This is a genomic window from Natrinema caseinilyticum (assembly GCF_024227435.1).
Taxonomy (GTDB): Archaea; Halobacteriota; Halobacteria; order Halobacteriales; family Natrialbaceae; genus Natrinema; species Natrinema caseinilyticum.
Window position 1 is genome coordinate 2,373,598 of sequence record NZ_CP100445.1, and the last position, 15,629, is coordinate 2,389,226.

At 64.7% G+C, this 15,629-nt stretch carries 15 protein-coding genes and 1 pseudogene; 7 read left to right on the forward strand and 9 right to left on the reverse strand.

The annotated features are described in order from the left end of the window. The first annotated feature begins 181 nt into the window (after positions 1 to 181). The 3 genes from NJT13_RS23490 (at position 182) to NJT13_RS23190 (ending at position 1,252) form a co-directional block, all read left to right on the forward strand. Complete coding sequence (locus NJT13_RS23490; protein WP_425499750.1) at positions 182 to 271, forward strand: hypothetical protein; 90 nt, start codon at positions 182 to 184, stop codon at positions 269 to 271. Beyond that, the gene (locus NJT13_RS11640) at positions 271 to 1,059 is read left to right on the forward strand and encodes a DUF7089 family protein (protein ID WP_254521810.1); all 789 of its coding nucleotides are present in this window, start codon (positions 271 to 273) and stop codon (positions 1,057 to 1,059) included. Before NJT13_RS23490 ends, NJT13_RS11640 begins: the two co-directional genes overlap by 1 nt. A gap of 61 nt (positions 1,060 to 1,120) precedes the next feature. Continuing rightward, positions 1,121 to 1,252 carry a hypothetical protein gene (locus NJT13_RS23190; protein ID WP_256549392.1) on the forward strand — a complete coding sequence of 44 codons (132 nt, stop codon included), beginning with the start codon at positions 1,121 to 1,123 and terminating at the stop codon, positions 1,250 to 1,252. On the opposite strand, the gene NJT13_RS11645 is transcribed toward NJT13_RS23190, so the two are convergent. After that, positions 1,253 to 1,843: a DUF7090 family protein gene (locus NJT13_RS11645; protein ID WP_254521811.1), complete on the reverse strand. Its 591-nt coding sequence runs from the start codon at positions 1,841 to 1,843 to the stop codon at positions 1,253 to 1,255. A gap of 336 nt (positions 1,844 to 2,179) precedes the next feature. Between NJT13_RS11645 and NJT13_RS11650 the strand changes: the two genes are divergently transcribed. Further along, positions 2,180 to 2,860 (forward strand): class I SAM-dependent methyltransferase, encoded by a 681-nt coding sequence (locus tag NJT13_RS11650; protein WP_254521812.1) that lies wholly within the window; start codon positions 2,180 to 2,182, stop codon positions 2,858 to 2,860. 383 nt (positions 2,861 to 3,243) lie between these two features. On the opposite strand, the gene NJT13_RS11655 is transcribed toward NJT13_RS11650, so the two are convergent. Then, on the reverse strand, positions 3,244 to 3,828 hold the full coding sequence (locus tag NJT13_RS11655) for a DUF1684 domain-containing protein (protein WP_254521813.1): 585 nt from the start codon (positions 3,826 to 3,828) through the stop codon (positions 3,244 to 3,246). A gap of 589 nt (positions 3,829 to 4,417) precedes the next feature. Between NJT13_RS11655 and NJT13_RS11660 the strand changes: the two genes are divergently transcribed. Further along, positions 4,418 to 6,820 (forward strand): ATP-dependent DNA helicase, encoded by a 2,403-nt coding sequence (locus NJT13_RS11660; protein WP_254525451.1) that lies wholly within the window; start codon positions 4,418 to 4,420, stop codon positions 6,818 to 6,820. A gap of 86 nt (positions 6,821 to 6,906) precedes the next feature. Here the strand turns inward: NJT13_RS11660 and NJT13_RS11665 are convergent, their stop codons facing one another. From NJT13_RS11665 to NJT13_RS11685, 5 genes and pseudogenes are all read right to left on the reverse strand, one after another. Continuing rightward, a complete protein-coding gene (locus NJT13_RS11665; protein WP_254521814.1) occupies positions 6,907 to 7,107 on the reverse strand; it encodes a hypothetical protein in 201 nt (66 codons plus the stop codon). Positions 7,108 to 7,184: 77 nt separating this feature from the next. Further along, positions 7,185 to 7,497: pseudogene (locus tag NJT13_RS11670) on the reverse strand (carboxypeptidase regulatory-like domain-containing protein). A gap of 53 nt (positions 7,498 to 7,550) precedes the next feature. Then, on the reverse strand, positions 7,551 to 8,609 hold the full coding sequence (locus NJT13_RS11675; protein ID WP_254521815.1) for an ABC transporter ATP-binding protein: 1,059 nt from the start codon (positions 8,607 to 8,609) through the stop codon (positions 7,551 to 7,553). Continuing rightward, the gene (locus NJT13_RS11680; RefSeq protein ID WP_254521816.1) at positions 8,606 to 10,519 is read right to left on the reverse strand and encodes an ABC transporter permease; all 1,914 of its coding nucleotides are present in this window, start codon (positions 10,517 to 10,519) and stop codon (positions 8,606 to 8,608) included. Before NJT13_RS11680 ends, NJT13_RS11675 begins: the two co-directional genes overlap by 4 nt. A 9-nt stretch (positions 10,520 to 10,528) precedes the next feature. Beyond that, positions 10,529 to 11,650, reverse strand: coding sequence for a thiamine ABC transporter substrate-binding protein (locus NJT13_RS11685; protein ID WP_254521817.1), 1,122 nt, complete (start codon positions 11,648 to 11,650; stop codon positions 10,529 to 10,531). Positions 11,651 to 11,787: 137 nt separating this feature from the next. On the opposite strand from NJT13_RS11685, the gene NJT13_RS11690 reads away from it, so the two are divergent. Then, entirely contained in the window at positions 11,788 to 12,372 is a 585-nt protein-coding gene (locus NJT13_RS11690) for a DUF5518 domain-containing protein (protein ID WP_254521818.1), read from the forward strand. A gap of 99 nt (positions 12,373 to 12,471) precedes the next feature. On the opposite strand, the gene NJT13_RS11695 is transcribed toward NJT13_RS11690, so the two are convergent. Both NJT13_RS11695 and NJT13_RS11700 read right to left on the reverse strand, forming a co-directional pair. After that, positions 12,472 to 13,938 (reverse strand): ABC transporter permease, encoded by a 1,467-nt coding sequence (locus NJT13_RS11695; protein ID WP_254521819.1) that lies wholly within the window; start codon positions 13,936 to 13,938, stop codon positions 12,472 to 12,474. Beyond that, entirely contained in the window at positions 13,935 to 14,693 is a 759-nt protein-coding gene (locus tag NJT13_RS11700; protein ID WP_254521820.1) for an ABC transporter ATP-binding protein, read from the reverse strand. Before NJT13_RS11700 ends, NJT13_RS11695 begins: the two co-directional genes overlap by 4 nt. Before the next feature lie 210 nt (positions 14,694 to 14,903). Here NJT13_RS11700 and rpiA point away from each other — a divergent pair, with 210 nt between their 5' ends. Next, positions 14,904 to 15,611 carry a ribose-5-phosphate isomerase RpiA gene (gene rpiA, locus NJT13_RS11705; RefSeq protein WP_254521821.1) on the forward strand — a complete coding sequence of 236 codons (708 nt, stop codon included), beginning with the start codon at positions 14,904 to 14,906 and terminating at the stop codon, positions 15,609 to 15,611. The last annotated feature ends 18 nt before the right edge of the window (positions 15,612 to 15,629 follow it).

Consider the following 15,629-nt stretch of genomic DNA (forward strand, 5'->3'; position numbering starts at 1 on the left):
GCGGCTCTCCGTCGGACAACGGGAAAGACACGAACGACTCGACAGTTCGAAGAAAGACGGAGAGTGACCGAGTGAAGAGGTTCGATCGATCGTGGAAAGACGGATGGAAACCGTGTGGAACGGTTCGACAGTCCGAACGGAGACAGATGGATTTATGCGACGCGGATTCGACGACACGCACATGAGTACTGCAACCAAGGTCGTTCTCACTACGGTCGCCGTATCGGCGCTGCTGTCGATCCTGCTTGTCTTCCAGAACGCGCTCGCCTGATGTTCGAGACCCGTCCGCTCTCGGGCCCGGTCGAAGACGTTCGGGCAGTTCACGCCCCACGTGCCCTGATATTCGATTGCGAACGCGATTTCGAGACGCTGCCGCCGGCCCAGGCCGAGGATCTCGGCCTGTTCGTCGATGCGCTCGAGCCAGCGAGCTATCCTGCAGCCTGGCTACCCAGCGACGCCCCGACGTTGCTCGCTCGCTACGCGGGTTCGGATCTCACGATCGGGATGCCGGGCGACGGAAGTATCGCCTGGACCCGCCAGACCGAACCACCCGTGGTCCTCGTCAAGCCACGAGTCGAAGGGTCGCCAGACTCGTTCGTCGATTTTCTAGTCGCCGAGGCGTTCGTCCAGATTGGACTCGACGTTCCAGAACAGTTCATCGGCTTCTTCGAGGAGTCGTACCGCGACCTCGATCGGGCGGTTCCGCTCGATCCGAACGCCACCTATCAGATCGCTGCGGCGCTGTACGATGGCTGGGTGGGTCTTCAGACCCGGGACGTCTTCGCGGAGTGGCACGACGATCATCCAGCACTCGCCGACGCCTGGCAGGATGCCGGAAATCGACTCGAGGACCGCGTTGCTGGATTGCCCAGCGCTGTGTCCCGCGGTGAGACCGATTTCGCTGACGCGACCGAACTCGCGTGTGCGGCGATCAAGCACGCGGTCGAACTGCCGGCACCGTTCGCCGCCCTCGATACCGACGCGTATCGGGATCACGGCCCGGAGTACGCGATTCGCTGGGCCGAAAAGACCTTCGACTCGCTCGCCGACGAGTCGTAATCGACCTGTTTTCGGCCGGTGGTCCGTTTCACGCGGCGGCTGTCGTCGTAACTGATTTCCTGTGGGTGCTGTCGTCGGCAAAGAGGATGCTGTCGTCGGCAAAGAGGATGCTGTCGTCGGCAAAGAGGATGCTGTCGTCGGCAAAGAGGATGCTGTCGTCGTCGGAATCGCGCTGGACGATCGCGACCCGTAATCAATCGATTTTCGAGAAGTCGGCGTCGACGCTGCCGTCCTCGTCGAGGTCGATTACGCCGTCGAACAGCGCGCGAAATTCGTCGACGGTGTCCGTGTCGTGAGGTTCCTCCGAAAGGTGAAAGAGTCCGACTGCGTCGCGTTCGTCGAGCAGGTCGAGGATTCGCTCGACGGCCTCGAGGGCCCGTTCTTCACCGGCGTAGTAGGCCAGTTCCGTGACGGAGTCGAAACTGAGGCGGAGCTTTCCGTCGTGTTCGTCGAGGAAACCGTCGATGTGCGCAACGATCCCGTCGATGTCGTCCGGAGCAGCAACGTAATGGACGGTGTCGCTCGAGCGTCGCGAATATCCCCGTTCGATGCTCAGGGTATCGAGAATTTCGGCCCGCTCTTCGTCGACGTCGTAGTACTCGAGTTTCTGTCGAACCTCTCGCGCGGTGGTTCGCGTCGAGATGACGAGAAAGTTATCGGTGTCAGTTTTGAGGAAATCAGTGTCGATGCGATCCGTCTCACCGGTACTCGGATGCAACAGGAGCAATCCGGTACCGCCGGGTACCGTCTCCGGTGTCCCGTCGATTTCGAGCGTATAATCCATGCTGGCGTGAACAACTTTGGGCAATCCCTTAAGAGTGCGGATGTGGCTCTCGGTGCGCATGAGACTCCGAAATTCGGAGGAAGGGCCTGAAACTGTTCGAGGGTGGGACAGCGAGTTTCACCGAGTGTCGAAAGGAAATCCGGATGCCCGCGGATTTCAGTCGGCGTCGACCCTTCGTCCGTCATAATTTAGGCAAGCCTAAAAAACTGTCGGAGAGAATTCGACATCAGTTGAACGCGTGTGCCCCAACTCGATCGGTTGAACGGTCTCCTATTGACCGAAGGGATAGTTTCCGTATGCGAACTCGTTTATTTCTGGCTGTCCCATCGTCCGACTATGAGCGTACGCGAAGAATTCGACGACTGGGCATCGAGTGGCCGGGATAGAGGGATGGAGGAACGCCACTGGCACACCGCAAAGCACGCCCTGGCGCGGATGCCGATCGAACCCGGCGACACGGTCCTCGACCTGGGCTGTGGGAGCGGATACGCCGGGCGAGCACTCCGGGATACCAGCGATGCTGGTCGAGTCTACGGCCTCGACGGGTCGCCGGAAATGGCTCGCAACGCGGCCGGATATACCGACAGCGAGTCGATCGGCTACGTCGTCGGGGACTTCGACGCGCTCCCGTTTACCGACGACTCGATCGACCACTGCTGGTCGATGGAAGCATTCTATTATGCCTCCGATCCGAGAGAGACCCTCCGGGAAATCGTCCGTGTTCTCCGACCCGGCGGAACGTTCTACTGCGCCGTCAACTATTACGAAGAAAACGTCCACTCCCACGAGTGGGACGGGTTCATCTCGGTGGAGATGACACGCTGGAGTCGCTCCGAATATCGAGACGCGTTCCGCGAGGCCGGGTTCTCCGTCGCAGAACAGGACAACATTCCTGATCGCGAAATCACGATTCCCGGTGAAGCCGAGTTTCCACTCGAGGAATGGGACACCCGTGACGCGATGGTCGAACGATACCGCGAGTTCGGAACGCTGCTCACCGTCGGCGTCGCTCCGTGAGTTCGCATCCCGCCGTTCCACGAAATCTCTATACCGGTATAGTGATCTCGTCGCGGTCGCGCCAACCAGTGGATACTCGGCGCCCGAACCCCCTAATTTCCACTCGAGACACACGTTTCCCTCGGTACGATCGGTAACACCCCGGTTGGTTCGAGTTGAAACGGTCCCGTAGAGACGATGATATTCGAATATACTGATATAATTCTCCGTCGAACCGAAACGCCGAGCAAACGTGATCGAGATCGACATCGAAGTGACGGGTGCTCGTCGTAACTGACCCATCTCCCGATGAAATCGGACGACCGGACGGACCAACGGACTCGAGTCCACGGACGGACCGAAATCGCTGCGCGTGCGAGACGGATTCGACGATCAGAGGCCGTTCACTTCTCGAATCGTTCGCCCGCCGGAATCGCCACCTCGAGCCAGTTTTCTTCCGGCGGAAGCGGACAGTCGAAGGTATCGCTGTACGCACAGAACGGTGAGTACGCGAGGTTGAAATCGACGACGATCTTGTCGCCGTCGGTCAGTTCGTCTTCCGTCTCGAGTTCCATGTACCGGCCGCCCCGGTAGCTCTGTTGGCCGGTGGTCTTGTCCCGAAACGGCACGAACAGCGGTTGTTCGGTCGGGCGCTCCTGTCGGTACGCACCAAGTTCGAACGTGCCGTCTTCCAGGTCGTCGTCCGCACGCGAGAGGTCGAACTCGAGGGTCGCGGTCCGGCGGTAGCGAATTTCGCGGCCCGTGGTAGTGTCCATGAGAACTGGGTCCGGTTTCTCGTGGACCGTCGCGGTCGCGGTCACCCGGTAGGTCGGGTCCGGGTCGAAGTAATCGAGTCCGTCGAACGAATCGCGTTCTTCGGGCGGGATCGGCGACTGCGGATGCTCCGCGAAAAAGTCGTCTTTCTCGGCACGTTTCGACTCGAGTTCGTCGCGCCAGCGGTCGACGTCGATGGAACCGGTGTCGCTCATGGGTGCCGTAGGTGACCGAGCCTGGAGTGCGTTACGTTCCTCGCGGCACGGTTTGGGTGGCCAACCGACACCGACTCTCTCCCATTCCGGTTCGCTGGACGAGGGTTCACGGGCGTCTGGTCGCGATGACATCATTCCCTCCCTGTCGTTACAATTACCCCCTCGGTTACTCCATACGTCATTACGCTACACCTCATCGCTCTCCTCGTTCCACTCGCGACCTCACTGCTCTCTTCGTTCCGCTCGCGTCGTCTTTCGGGACGGTCCGCCCGCCAGTCTACGCGTTCGTCCAGCGGCGTGCAAACGAGGGGTGAGGCGGAAACGAGTGAGGCGAGGCGGCTCTGGAGGGAAGGAGTGATGTCGGTAGTCGAGTCGGGCCGGGAGACGGTCTCGAGGCGCGACCGAACCGGGAGTGACGAACCGTGGTTCGGTGTCCCGTCCCCAGTGTGGAATCGCTGCTCCCACGGCGCGGTTCGAGTTCGACGCGGATACGTTCGCACCCTCTTCGCTGGCCCGGTCATTTAAATACTATCGCGCGACCAATACGGTTCGTCAACCCTATGACCGACGGACGATGAGTACGGCAAGAATGACGAATTGGCGGACGGTGTTCGGCCACGACAGCCCCTACGATCCGCAGGTGGACGGCATCGAGACGGCCATCGATACCGCCCGGAATGACGGCTACACCGTCATCGAAGGCGCCTGTGGCACCGGAAAGACGATGATCGCGCTCACGGCGGGGATCGACCTCGTGCGCGATCCGGACACGGGCTACGAGCGTGTCCTCGTCCTCACGAGTGTCAAACAGCAGTTACGCCAGTTCGAGGACGACCTCGAGACGATCAACGAGAATTTGCCCGCCGACTGGGATCCGGTTTCGGGTCTCACGCTCGTCGGAAAGGCCGACGTCTGTCCGTACAACCGCGAGGGGAAGGCGGGATTCGACGACGGGACCGTCTACGACCGCTGTGAAACCCTGCGAGATCGGACCCGCGATCTCACCGGCGAGGGCGGCGAGACGACGGCACGGAATCTCGTCGGCCGGGCCCGGAGCCAGCAGATCGGACTGGCTGACAGCGCTGACCGAACTGGCGGTGCATTCCTCGAGACGGCGGGCGAACCGACCCCGTATCCGCCCGCATTACCCGAGCACGGCGACGGCGGACCCGTCGGTGCCGAAACCGAGTACTGTCCGTTCTACGCGCAATATCTCGAGGATTTGCCGGACGAGGCGAACGACGGCGACGCCGCGGAAGCGATCCCGTACGATTTCACCGACGCCGGCATGATCACCCCCGAAAATTTGGTCGCCAGATCGGTCGCACACGGAACGTGCCCTCACTCGGTGATGGGTGCCGCCCTCGGCCACGTGGAGGTCGTCATCGGGAACTATTACCACGCCTTCGATTCGAGGACGGTCGGCTCCTTTACCGGCGCGCTGGTGGACGAATCGACGTTCGTCGTCTGCGACGAGGCGCACATGCTGGAGCCGCGCGTTCGCGACCTGGTCAGCGAGGGGGTCGCCGACTCGACGCTGCGCGATGCCGAAACCGAACTCTCGCGAGTGATTCAGCCGGTCAAATTCGAGCGCGAGGGTCGACGGGCAGCGGGCGGATCCAAGACCGCCGACGCCGATCTCGTCCGCGCGGAACTGGCGGACAGCGACGTTTCCTACGAGGAACTCAATCGAACCCTCGAGTTCGTCGGCGACCTCCGGACCGAACTGGATCGCCGAGTGACCGATTTTCTCGACCGGAAACACAGGGGGTGGCAGTCGAATTTGACCGATCTCCCCGACGAGGAAATTCCCCTCCGCGACCCCGCTGTGCCGGCCGAAGACGAACTCACCGAGTGGGCGAACGCGGCGAACTACGGTGACGCGGACTGGGTCCGCGCCGAGGCAGTCGGTGCGGTCGTCGCGCGAATTCTGAACGAGGCCGAAGACGAAGACCGCACCCGTGCCGCACCGGCCGTTGGCCGCGTTCTCGGCGAGTGGTACCGCCAGGGCCACACCGACTACTTCCGAGAAATCGAACTCGAGCGAACGTGGGACGACACCGAACCGGCCGACTCCTGGCGCCGGGCGTACAACGCCAGGCTCGGCCTTCACAACTGCGTTCCGAGCGATGCGATCGGCTCCCGCCTCGCCTCGTTCGGCGGCGGCATTTTGATGAGCGCCACGCTCGAGCCGATGGACGCCTTCACCGAGGTAACCGGGCTTCGGTACCTCGAACGCGCGGAGGATCGGCCGGTCGTCGAGCGCCGATACGGCCTCCACTTCCCCGCCGAAAACCGGGAGAGCTTCGCGGTCGCCGTGCCGAAGTTCACCTACGACAATCGCGGCAGTCCGAGTGACGTCCGCGGACCGGGTGAGCACGGGCAACGGAATCCGACCAGAACGCACTACGCCGACGCTATCCAGAAGATCGCTCGTCTCCCCGGCAACGTCCTCGTCGGGATGCCGAGCTACGCCGAAGCCGAGTGGATCGCGGGCGTCCTCGAGCGGCGAGTCGACAAACCGATCCTGCTCGACGCCGCGAGCGACGACCAGACCACTCAGTCCCTCAAGGACGAATTCTTCGCGGGCGACGGGAAGGTACTCGTCACGAGTCTCCGGGGGACGCTGACCGAGGGCGTCGACTACAGTGGCGATCGGCTCGCGGCGGCGGTCGTCTGTGGTGTCCCGATCGTCAACACCTCGAGTCCCCGAACGAAAGCGGTTCGCCGGGCCTACGACGACGAGTTCGGCGACGGCTTTACGTACGCACTCACGATCCCCGCTGTCCGGAAAGCTCGCCAGGCGATCGGTCGCGTCATCCGAAGCCCCGCCGATGTCGGTGTGCGCGTCTTGCTCGACGAGCGCTACGCTCGCGACAGCTGGGACTCGGTCCGTCCGTATCTGCCCGAAGACAACGAATTTCAGGCGGTCAGTCCCGACATGCTCGACGTCGGACTCGAGCGATTTCGCTCACGACGTTCCTCGCAGTAGCTGCTCGGATCGCCGCGTTGGCTCTCCCGTCCGGTGGGACGATGCTAGCGCGTGGGCGGGTGGGGTCGGGGCCCGTGCTTACACTGCTATTCCGTCGCCCCTTCGCCGTCCGCTCCCGAGTCGGCCGCTCGCAAAGCGGCCGGTTCGACGGCGACCGCTTCCTCCTCGACCTCGAGCGGCGGTTCGGTTTCGTCGCGTCGCTCGAGCGCCTCCGCGAGTTCCCGTTCGCACTGGCGTCGTTCCGCGTTGCGGGCCTGCTTGTTCCGACTGACCTTCGTGTCTGCCATAAAGTACCACACCGAGGCGAGCGTGATAACGCTATGCCTGTCGGGTCCCGCTGGCCGCTTCTTACAGCTGCCGGCCGCTATCGGTAGCCGACCCTGCCGAGCGGGCGGAGCGCGGCCTCGTTCGAGACCACGCGGACGAGTGCGGCGGCCGGCTCGTACGCGACGCGGTCGGTCGCTGACTTCGCCGCGACGAGCTTCCAGAAGCCGGGGCGCGTCGAAGCGCAGCCGACACAGCCCGCGGTCGTCCGTTCGCACGGATTTGGTCTCGGTCGTGACGAGAGCACCGGAAACGGACCGTCGTCCGTCATCGCGAACGCGGACGGTGATCGGCGTCCCGACCGCGACTTCGCTTCGACCGACGTCGATCCGGAGGCGACGAGTAACGCGCATACCGACTGCTATCACGACGGCGGCGAAAAGGAACCACTTGCGTATTCGGGCGCCTACGACTGCCGGCCGCCCGCTCGCAGCGAGGTCACGACGTGTGCGTCCTCGGGCGCGAATCCCACGGTCAGGTCGTCGCGCTCGGGCACGTCATCGAGTAGCAACGTGATCTCCCTGCCGTTCCACCGACCGTGGACGCGGACGGTCTCGCCGAGGAACTCGGCCGTTTCGACCGCGACGGGGAATCGGTTGTGGGTGGCGGTCCGCGAGAGTGCGCCGGGTCGCACGCAGACGGTCGCTCGCTCACTTCCGTCGGGGAGTGTCGGAACGGCGAGCGGCTGGCCGCCGATTTCGACTCGAGCCCCGTCCCGGTCGTTCGAGAGCACAGTTCCCTCGAAGACGTTGTTGTCGCCGACGAACTCCGCGACGAATCGGGTCGCCGGCTCCCGATAGATCTCCTGCGGGCGGCCGACCTGTTCGACGCGGCCGTCGCGGAGCACCGCGAGCCGATCCGAGATCGCCAGCGCTTCGGCCTGGTCGTGGGTGACGTAGACGGTCGTGATCTCGAGTTCGGACTGGATTCGCGAAATCTGGCGGCGCAGCGATTCCCGGAGCTGTGCGTCGAGCGCGCTCATCGGCTCGTCGAGCAAGAGCAGGTCGGGAGCCGGCGCCAGCGCACGGGCCAGCGCGACGCGCTGTTGCTGGCCGCCGGATAGCTGGTCGGGATTACGATCGCCCATCCCCTCGAGGTCGACCAGTGCGAGCAACTCCGCGACGCGTTCGTCGACCGTCATCCCGTCGGGCGGATCGCGAAATTGCAGCCCGTAGCCGACGTTTTCGGCGACGCTCATGTGGGGAAACAGCGCGTAACTCTGGAAGACGACGCCGACGTCCCGACGTTCGGGTGCGACGCCGGTCATCTCCCGGTCGTCGAACCGAACGCGTCCGGTCGTCGGCTCCTCGAATCCGGCGATCGTTCGAAGCGTGGTCGTCTTTCCGCACCCGGACGGGCCGACGAGGGTGAAAAACTCCCCGCCGTGGACCGTGAGGTCGACGTCTTCGAGCGCGACGGTGTCGTCGTAGGCTCGGGAAACGTCCTCGAGTCGAAGCGTCGTCATCGCTCGAACCTCCCGCCGACCCGGTCGACGACGACGAAACTCGCGGCGGTCACGAACAGGAGGATCGTTCCCATGGCGATCGCGGGACCGGAGCGGCGGCCGAGATAGCGCTCGACGGCGACGGGCATCGTGTACGTGTCGTTTCCACCCGCCAAAATCACCGTCGAAGAGAACTCGCCGATCGAGATGGCGAAGGCGAAGGCTGCGCCGGCGACGATGCCACTCGCCACCAGCGGGAGTTCGACGTCGACGAGCGCGCGATAGCGGGGCGCTCCCAGGGCTCGAGCGGATTCGACCAACGCGGGGTCGAGAGACGCGAGAAGCGGCGAGACGTTGCGCGTGACGAAGGGGTACGCTGCGACGGCGTGGGCAGCGGCGATGGCGACCGCACCTGTCACCTGGAACCGCCAGCCGCCGGGGAGCGGAATGCCGAAGACCAGCCCTTGTAGCAAGCCGATCCCGAAGACGACGCCGCTGACCGCGAGCGGGGCCATCGCCAGCGTGTCGACGAGCTTTCCCCCGCGGCCCGCACGGACCGTCACCGTCGAGATGACGACTCCCATCGGCACGGCGATGAGCAGCGTGGCGACGCCGAAGACGAGGGAGTTCCGGACGGCGACGGCCGGCAGCGTCTGATAGGACGCCCCCTCGAACTGGCGCTCGAGCAGGAACGCGAAGTGTCGAAGCGTGAGTCCGTCCCCGTCCGTCACGCTCCCGACGAGCAGACTCGCGATCGGCCCGACGAAGACGACCAGCGCGACGAGTCCGTAGATGCCGATCGCCACTCGGCGGGGCGACAGCGCGGTCCGCAGATTCGGGAACAGCGGCGTTCGTGTCGGCGACGAGGCCGTTCGGGCCAGTCCCGCCTGTGCGGACTCGTACCGCAGGTACGCGTAGGTCAGCCCCAGCGAGAGGAGCGTCTCGAGGACGGCGAGCGTGGCGGCCTCGCCGTACGCGAGTCGGCGGACGCGGTCGTAGATCCAGACTTCGACGGTCGCGAGTTGGAGTCCGCCGAGCGCGAGGACGATGGGGAACGTCATGAACGTGAAGATGAAGGTCAACAAGGCGCCGGTCAGGACCGCCGGCAGGAGCTGTGGGACGACCACGTCGCGGAACGCGCGGCGAGGGCTCGCACCGAGGCTGCGTGCGGTCTCGACCGTTCGAGCGTCGATCGATTCCCAGGCTGCGACGGTGATGCGCGCCACCAGCGGCGCGTTGTAGAACGCGTGGGCGACGATGACGACGGCGAGCGGGTTCCCTTCGATGAACGAGTACGGCCCGATTCCGACGAGTCCGAGCAGCCCGTTGAGCGTCCCCGATCGACCGAACATCGCGTAAAAGCCGACGGCGACCATGATCCCCGGCAACACGAACGGAACGATCGTCAGGGAGCGAAGCGTCTTTCGGCCCCGAAACTCGTAGTTCGCGAGAACGTACGCGCCGGGCAGTCCGAGCACTACGCTCGCGACCGTCGAACAGAGCGCCTGATACGCCGTAAATCCGAACAGTCCCGTCCGAACGGCGGGGGCGTCGACTCGCGGCCACGGAATCGGCACTTCGAGTCCGGGAATCGGCGCCTCGAGCGATATCGAGACCGACACGGCCGCGAGCCAGCTCGCGACCCCCTCGATGTGCGAGCGAACTGCAAGCGGTTCGGCGAAGATGTCCGCGAGGACGCCGACGTAGAACGGATCGGTGAGGACGTCGACGAACGCGGACAGCGTGAGAGCCCCCCGGTCGAGGACGGCGTCGGCGAAGACGAGGCCGACCGGGAGATAGAGCATGATCGCGAGGACGGTCGCCGTTACGAGCCCCAGCAGCGAAAGCGCGTGGCGTTCGACCCACCCGCGGGCGGCCGCGGCTCGTCGTCGAACTCGAGGCCCCCACTCGCCCGCTTTCGATCGTCCCATCGACGTCCTCTACTGGCCGGCGAACTCGCGCGCCCAGTCTTCGACCCATCCGTCGAGCTTCCCCCGGAGGGTCTCGTAGCCGACGGTTACCGCTTCCGGCGGTTCGTGGGCGTACTGGTCGAACTCCTCGTCGAGGTCGACGTGCTCGGACGTGACGGCCGGGAACTGGACGTTGCGCTGGGCGATGACGCCCTGGGCCTCGCTCGAGAGGGCGAAATCGAGGAACGCGTAGGCGAGGTCGAGTTCCGACGCGCGCTCGAAGATGCCCATTCCCTCGGGGTTCGCATACCCCTGATCGTCCGGGAACGCGATCTGATGCCGACTCATGTCGTAGCCCTCGGCGCTCGCGTACACCTGGTCGGTCGAGTACGAGACCACCATCGGCCGGTTCTCGTTCATGTACGACCCGTAGTAGGATTCGGTCCAGTCGTCGAGAACGCGAATCCCGTTGTCCTCGAGTGAGCGCCAGTAGTCGAGGTACCCGTCCTCGCCGTAAGCGTCGATGGTCCACAGTAAGAACGCCCGGCCCGGATCGGACGATTGAGCGTTCTGGGCGAGCAGCGCGTCTTCGTAGGCCGGCTCGGTCAGGGCCTCGAGGGTTTCCGGGGCGTCGACGACGGTTTCGTCGTATACGAGGCTGATGTAGCCCGTGTCGTACGCGAGCACTCGGCCGTGGGGATCGCCCATGTCGAGCCCGTCGCGAATCCGACCCGACCGGTCGATCCGGTCGACGTTGAGGTCGCGAAAGAGTCCGCCCCCGCCGAGTGTATCGTCGATTCGAACGAGGTCGTCGACGTTGAGCCCGAGGTAGACGTCCGCATCGAAATCGGCGCTCTGTCGCTCGCGACTGATATAGTGGTTGAGTCCCTGGCTCGGGACGGTCCAGGTGAGCGTCGCGTCGGGGTATTCCGCCTCGAACGCGTCCTTGAGCCACGGCCCTGCCGGGTTGTCGCCGTCGACCATCGACGTGTACGTCGCGACCGTCAGTTCCCCCTCGAGATCCGGATCCGCCGGCTCTCGATCGTCGGTTTCGTTTCCGTCAGCGTCGTCCTCCACGTCCCGCGTCAGGCAGCCGGCGACGCCGGCGACCCCGCTCGCGCCGACCCCGGTGACGAACGTCCGTCGTTTCATTACGCGGTGGTTGCACCCGGTGGTCTTAAACGCCGTGATTGACACCCGTCGAACCGACTGCACGGGGACGAAGAGTAATATGAATTTTGACACAACCGACCACCGACATTTTTCTCGTTGCCCGTCGTTCGGTGCATATGGTCCGTAGCCGAACCGTCATCAACGCGTTCATCGGGGCCGTCGTTAGCGTCGTTCTCTCGTTCATCCCGCTTGCGCCGGTTCTGGGTGGTGTCGTCGCCGGCTTCCTCGAGGGACCGGACGAACGCCAGGGCACGAAAGTGGGCGCTCTGGCCGGGGCGATTTCGTTTCTCCCGATCGCGGTAGGTGGATTCGTCGTGCTTGGATTCCTCGGGTTCGGTCTCGGATTCGTCGGCGGAGCCCCCGCCGCTGGCATCCTCTTCCTCCTGATCCTGCTCTTCAGCATGATCCTGTTTTTCCTCCTCTATACCGTCGGTCTCTCCGCTCTCGGGGGGTATCTGGGCGCGTACCTCGCGGACGACTATCCCGAGAAGCGACGGCGTACCCGGGAGACCATCGGATTCGAATCGACGTCGGACGGTTCCGTTCGCGCCGCCGATACGGCGCCGATTCGGGACCGACATTCGGGGCACATCGGGGACGTGGATTCGGATGTGGGTCAGGACGTGGAGTCGGAGCCTGGCCGAGACTCGGAGTCAGAGCCTGGCCGAGACTCGGATTCGGATCGAGACCGGACCAGGTGACGTGACTGGCCCTCGAGTGACCGACCGGTCCTGGTCGAACCGGCGAGCGACCCACTCTATTTTCGAGGAGGGATTTCGCCGTACACGGCGAGGAGGATGTCACTCGTACCTGAGCGCGTCGATCGGGTCCGTCCGCGCGGCCCGCCAGGCCGGATACAGTCCCGCGAGAACGCCGACGAGCACCCCGACGACGACCGCGAGCACGACGTACTCGAGGGGATAGACCAGCGGGAGGTCGATGTACTGCGCACCGAGATAGCCGGCGACGAGCCCCAGCCCGGTCCCCAGGATCGCGCCAATCACGCCGAGGATCACCGCTTCGGTCAGAAACAGGCCGAGGACGTCGCGGTTCTGCGCACCGACGGCTTTCATGATGCCGATCTCGCGGGTCCGCTCGGTGACGCTGACGAGCATGATGTTCGCGATACCGATCGAGCCGACCAGCAGGGAAATCGCGGCGATTCCGACGATGAAGTTCCGCAGGAGATCGAGCACGTCCTGCAGCTGCTGGAGCAGTTCCGTGCTCGTCCGGAGCTGTACCTCGAGGTCGTCGCCCATCAGCTCGCTCGCGTCGGACCGATCGCTCTCGAGGTAGTCGATGGCCGCCTCGCGGGCGGCGTCGATGGCCGCCTGATCGTCGGACGGTGCCTCGACGACGATGGCGAGGAAGCGAGCGGGACTATCGGTACCGCCGTCGGTACCACCGTTGCCGCCGTTTCCAGCGGTGGTTTGGTTTCCAGCACCAGTTTCGTTTCCAGCGGCGGTTTGGTTTCCAGCGGCGGTTTGGTTTCCAGCGGCGGTTTGGTTTCCAGCGCCAGTTTGGTTTCCGTCGCCGGTTTGGTTCCCAGTGCCGCCCGCAGTGTCATCACCGTTCCCCGCGTCACCGCCCGGTCCGCCGCCGAATCCCAGCCTCGCCGCCTGCTCCACGTAGTACGGATCGGTCGGCACGTAGATTCGAGGCGAGGACTCGAACCCCTCGAACGGGCTCAACCCCTCGCTCGTGTCGGTTATACCGACCACTTCGACGGTTGTTTGCCGACCGCCCAGGAACGTCACCGTGAGTTCGTCGCCGACGGTGACGTTCTCCTCGAACTGGCCCGCCGCGGCGGGATTGATCACCGCTTCCCGTTCGCCCCTTCGGAACTGCCTCCCGTCGGCCAGTTCATCCTCGCCGATGTACGACGGGCCCGAGGCGATCAGTCCGTTGCCCTGCGCGACGGTCTCGTCGCCGTCCGAAAGCGCCTGCGTCTGTATCGTCGCGTATCCGTAGGCCGCCTCGACGTCGTCTAAGTCCTCGACGTTCTCGAGGTCCGCCTGCGTGAAGACGGGTTGGGCACCTGCGAGCGGGCCGCCCTCCGTGTCGGGTTCGGCCGCCCACCCGTAGAGGCTTCGCTGGTCGTCGGGGCTGATGTCGCCGATGATTCCCGCCTGCAGACTCGCACCGAGACTGACGAACGCGATGACCGCAGCGATCCCGATCACGATCCCGAGCGTCGTCAACGACGACCTGAGTTTGTGACCGCGAATGGACCGCCAGGCGAGGCGAAGACTCTCGAGCGGATTCATTCGGTATCAGCCCCCGCCTCTCCCGCCGCCGAGTCCGGCCGCGACGCGCCGTTCGTACCGCCTCCATCGAGTTCCTCGATCCATTCGATCTTCCCGTCGAGGAGATGGACGATCCGATCGGCTCGCTCGGCCACGTGACGCTCGTGGGTGACGACGAGCATCGTCGTCCCGGCGTCGTGAAACTCGTCGAAGAGATCGAGAATCTCGGATTCGGTATCGGTGTCGAGGTTTCCCGACGGTTCGTCGGCCAGCACGATCGCCGGGTCGTTGACCAGCGCTCGCGCCAGCGCGACACGCTGGCGCTGTCCGCCCGACAGTTCGTTCGGCAGGTGATCCGCCCGATCTGTCAGTCCCACGCGCTCCAAGAGGTCCCGCGCACGGTCCAGTCGGGCCGTCCGATCGACGTTCTGGAACAGCTGCGGCAACGCGACGTTCTCGAGTGCGTTCAGCCGCGGCATGAGGTTGAACGTCTGGAAGACGAACCCGACCTCCGTCCCTCGGAGGGTGGTGCGCTCGCGGTCGCCGAGTGCGCCGACGTCGCGGCCGCCGACGACCACCGTCCCCTCGGTCGGCGTGTCGAGACAGCCCACGAGATTCATGAGCGTCGACTTACCGGAGCCGCTCGGCCCCATGATCGCGGTGTACGACCCCTGTGGAACCTCGAGACTGACGCCATCGAGCGCGTGGACGGGTTTGCCGACGCGGTACGTTTTCCGCACGTTCGAGAGAGAAACAGCCGTTCCAGAAGTCGCCATGCGGGTTCGTCCACGGACTGTTCAAAAAAAGTTCCGCGCGGTCTGTGGCCCGTTCCGTTCGGTTCTGTCCGGTGACGGTTCGGACAGGTCGCACGCGGTTCGTTCACGTCGCTCTCGGATCGAGACCGGTGACCTCGATTCGCTCGCGCCGGTCTCGACGTTCGCCACAAAGATGCAACGTTTTTGCCGTCGCCGCTCACTTGCAAAACCATGAAGACGGAGGGCGGCCCGGAGGCTGCAAAGCGCCGCGCCGGCGAACGAGCGATCGAGACCATCGAGGACGGGTTCGTCGTCGGCCTCGGCACCGGCTCGACGACCGCCCACGCGATTCGGGCGATCGGCCGGGCCGTCGACGACGGCCTCGAGATTCGCGGGATTCCCACCTCGTTTCAGTCCCGTCAATTGGCCCTCGAGGTCGGGATACCGCTGACGGACCTCGATGCGGTCGACGTCGTCGACCTCGCGATCGACGGCGCGGATCAGGTGCTCGACGATCCGGACGCCGCGACTCACGGTGCGCTGATCAAGGGTGGCGGTGCGGCCCACGCCCGCGAGAAACTCGTCGATACGGCGGCCGACCGGTTCGTCGTCGTCGCCGACCCTTCGAAGCTGACCGACCGACTTGAGCGCCCGGTTCCGGTCGAAGTCCTCCCGGACGCCCACGCCGTGGTGGCGGAGCGCGTCCGCACGTTCGGCGGCGAACCGACGCTCCGGGACGCCGAGCGAAAGGACGGGCCGGTCGTAACCGACAACGGAAACCTCGTTCTCGATTGTGGATTCGGCGCGATCGACGATCCCGATGCGCTGGCGACGCGACTCTCGAGGCTCCCTGGGGTCGTCGAACACGGATTGTTCGTCGGGCAGGCGGACGCGACCTACGTCGGCTCCGACGGCGGCGTCGAGGTCCGTCGGTACTGAAGGGGGAGTGCTCGCCGG

Coding starts and splice junctions, on each gene's coding strand:
- NJT13_RS11690 (WP_254521818.1), top strand. CDS start 11,788: ATGGTCCGTAGCCGAACCGTCATCAACGCGTTCATCGGGGCCGTCGTT.
- rpiA (WP_254521821.1), top strand. CDS start 14,904: ATGAAGACGGAGGGCGGCCCGGAGGCTGCAAAGCGCCGCGCCGGCGAA.
- NJT13_RS11695 (WP_254521819.1), bottom strand. CDS start 13,938: ATGAATCCGCTCGAGAGTCTTCGCCTCGCCTGGCGGTCCATTCGCGGT.
- NJT13_RS11655 (WP_254521813.1), bottom strand. CDS start 3,828: ATGAGCGACACCGGTTCCATCGACGTCGACCGCTGGCGCGACGAACTC.
- NJT13_RS11665 (WP_254521814.1), bottom strand. CDS start 7,107: ATGGCAGACACGAAGGTCAGTCGGAACAAGCAGGCCCGCAACGCGGAA.
- NJT13_RS11640 (WP_254521810.1), top strand. CDS start 271: ATGTTCGAGACCCGTCCGCTCTCGGGCCCGGTCGAAGACGTTCGGGCA.
- NJT13_RS11645 (WP_254521811.1), bottom strand. CDS start 1,843: ATGGATTATACGCTCGAAATCGACGGGACACCGGAGACGGTACCCGGC.
- NJT13_RS23490 (WP_425499750.1), top strand. CDS start 182: ATGAGTACTGCAACCAAGGTCGTTCTCACTACGGTCGCCGTATCGGCG.
- NJT13_RS11680 (WP_254521816.1), bottom strand. CDS start 10,519: ATGGGACGATCGAAAGCGGGCGAGTGGGGGCCTCGAGTTCGACGACGA.
- NJT13_RS11675 (WP_254521815.1), bottom strand. CDS start 8,609: ATGACGACGCTTCGACTCGAGGACGTTTCCCGAGCCTACGACGACACC.
- NJT13_RS11650 (WP_254521812.1), top strand. CDS start 2,180: ATGAGCGTACGCGAAGAATTCGACGACTGGGCATCGAGTGGCCGGGAT.
- NJT13_RS11685 (WP_254521817.1), bottom strand. CDS start 11,650: ATGAAACGACGGACGTTCGTCACCGGGGTCGGCGCGAGCGGGGTCGCC.
- NJT13_RS11700 (WP_254521820.1), bottom strand. CDS start 14,693: ATGGCGACTTCTGGAACGGCTGTTTCTCTCTCGAACGTGCGGAAAACG.
- NJT13_RS11660 (WP_254525451.1), top strand. CDS start 4,418: ATGACGAATTGGCGGACGGTGTTCGGCCACGACAGCCCCTACGATCCG.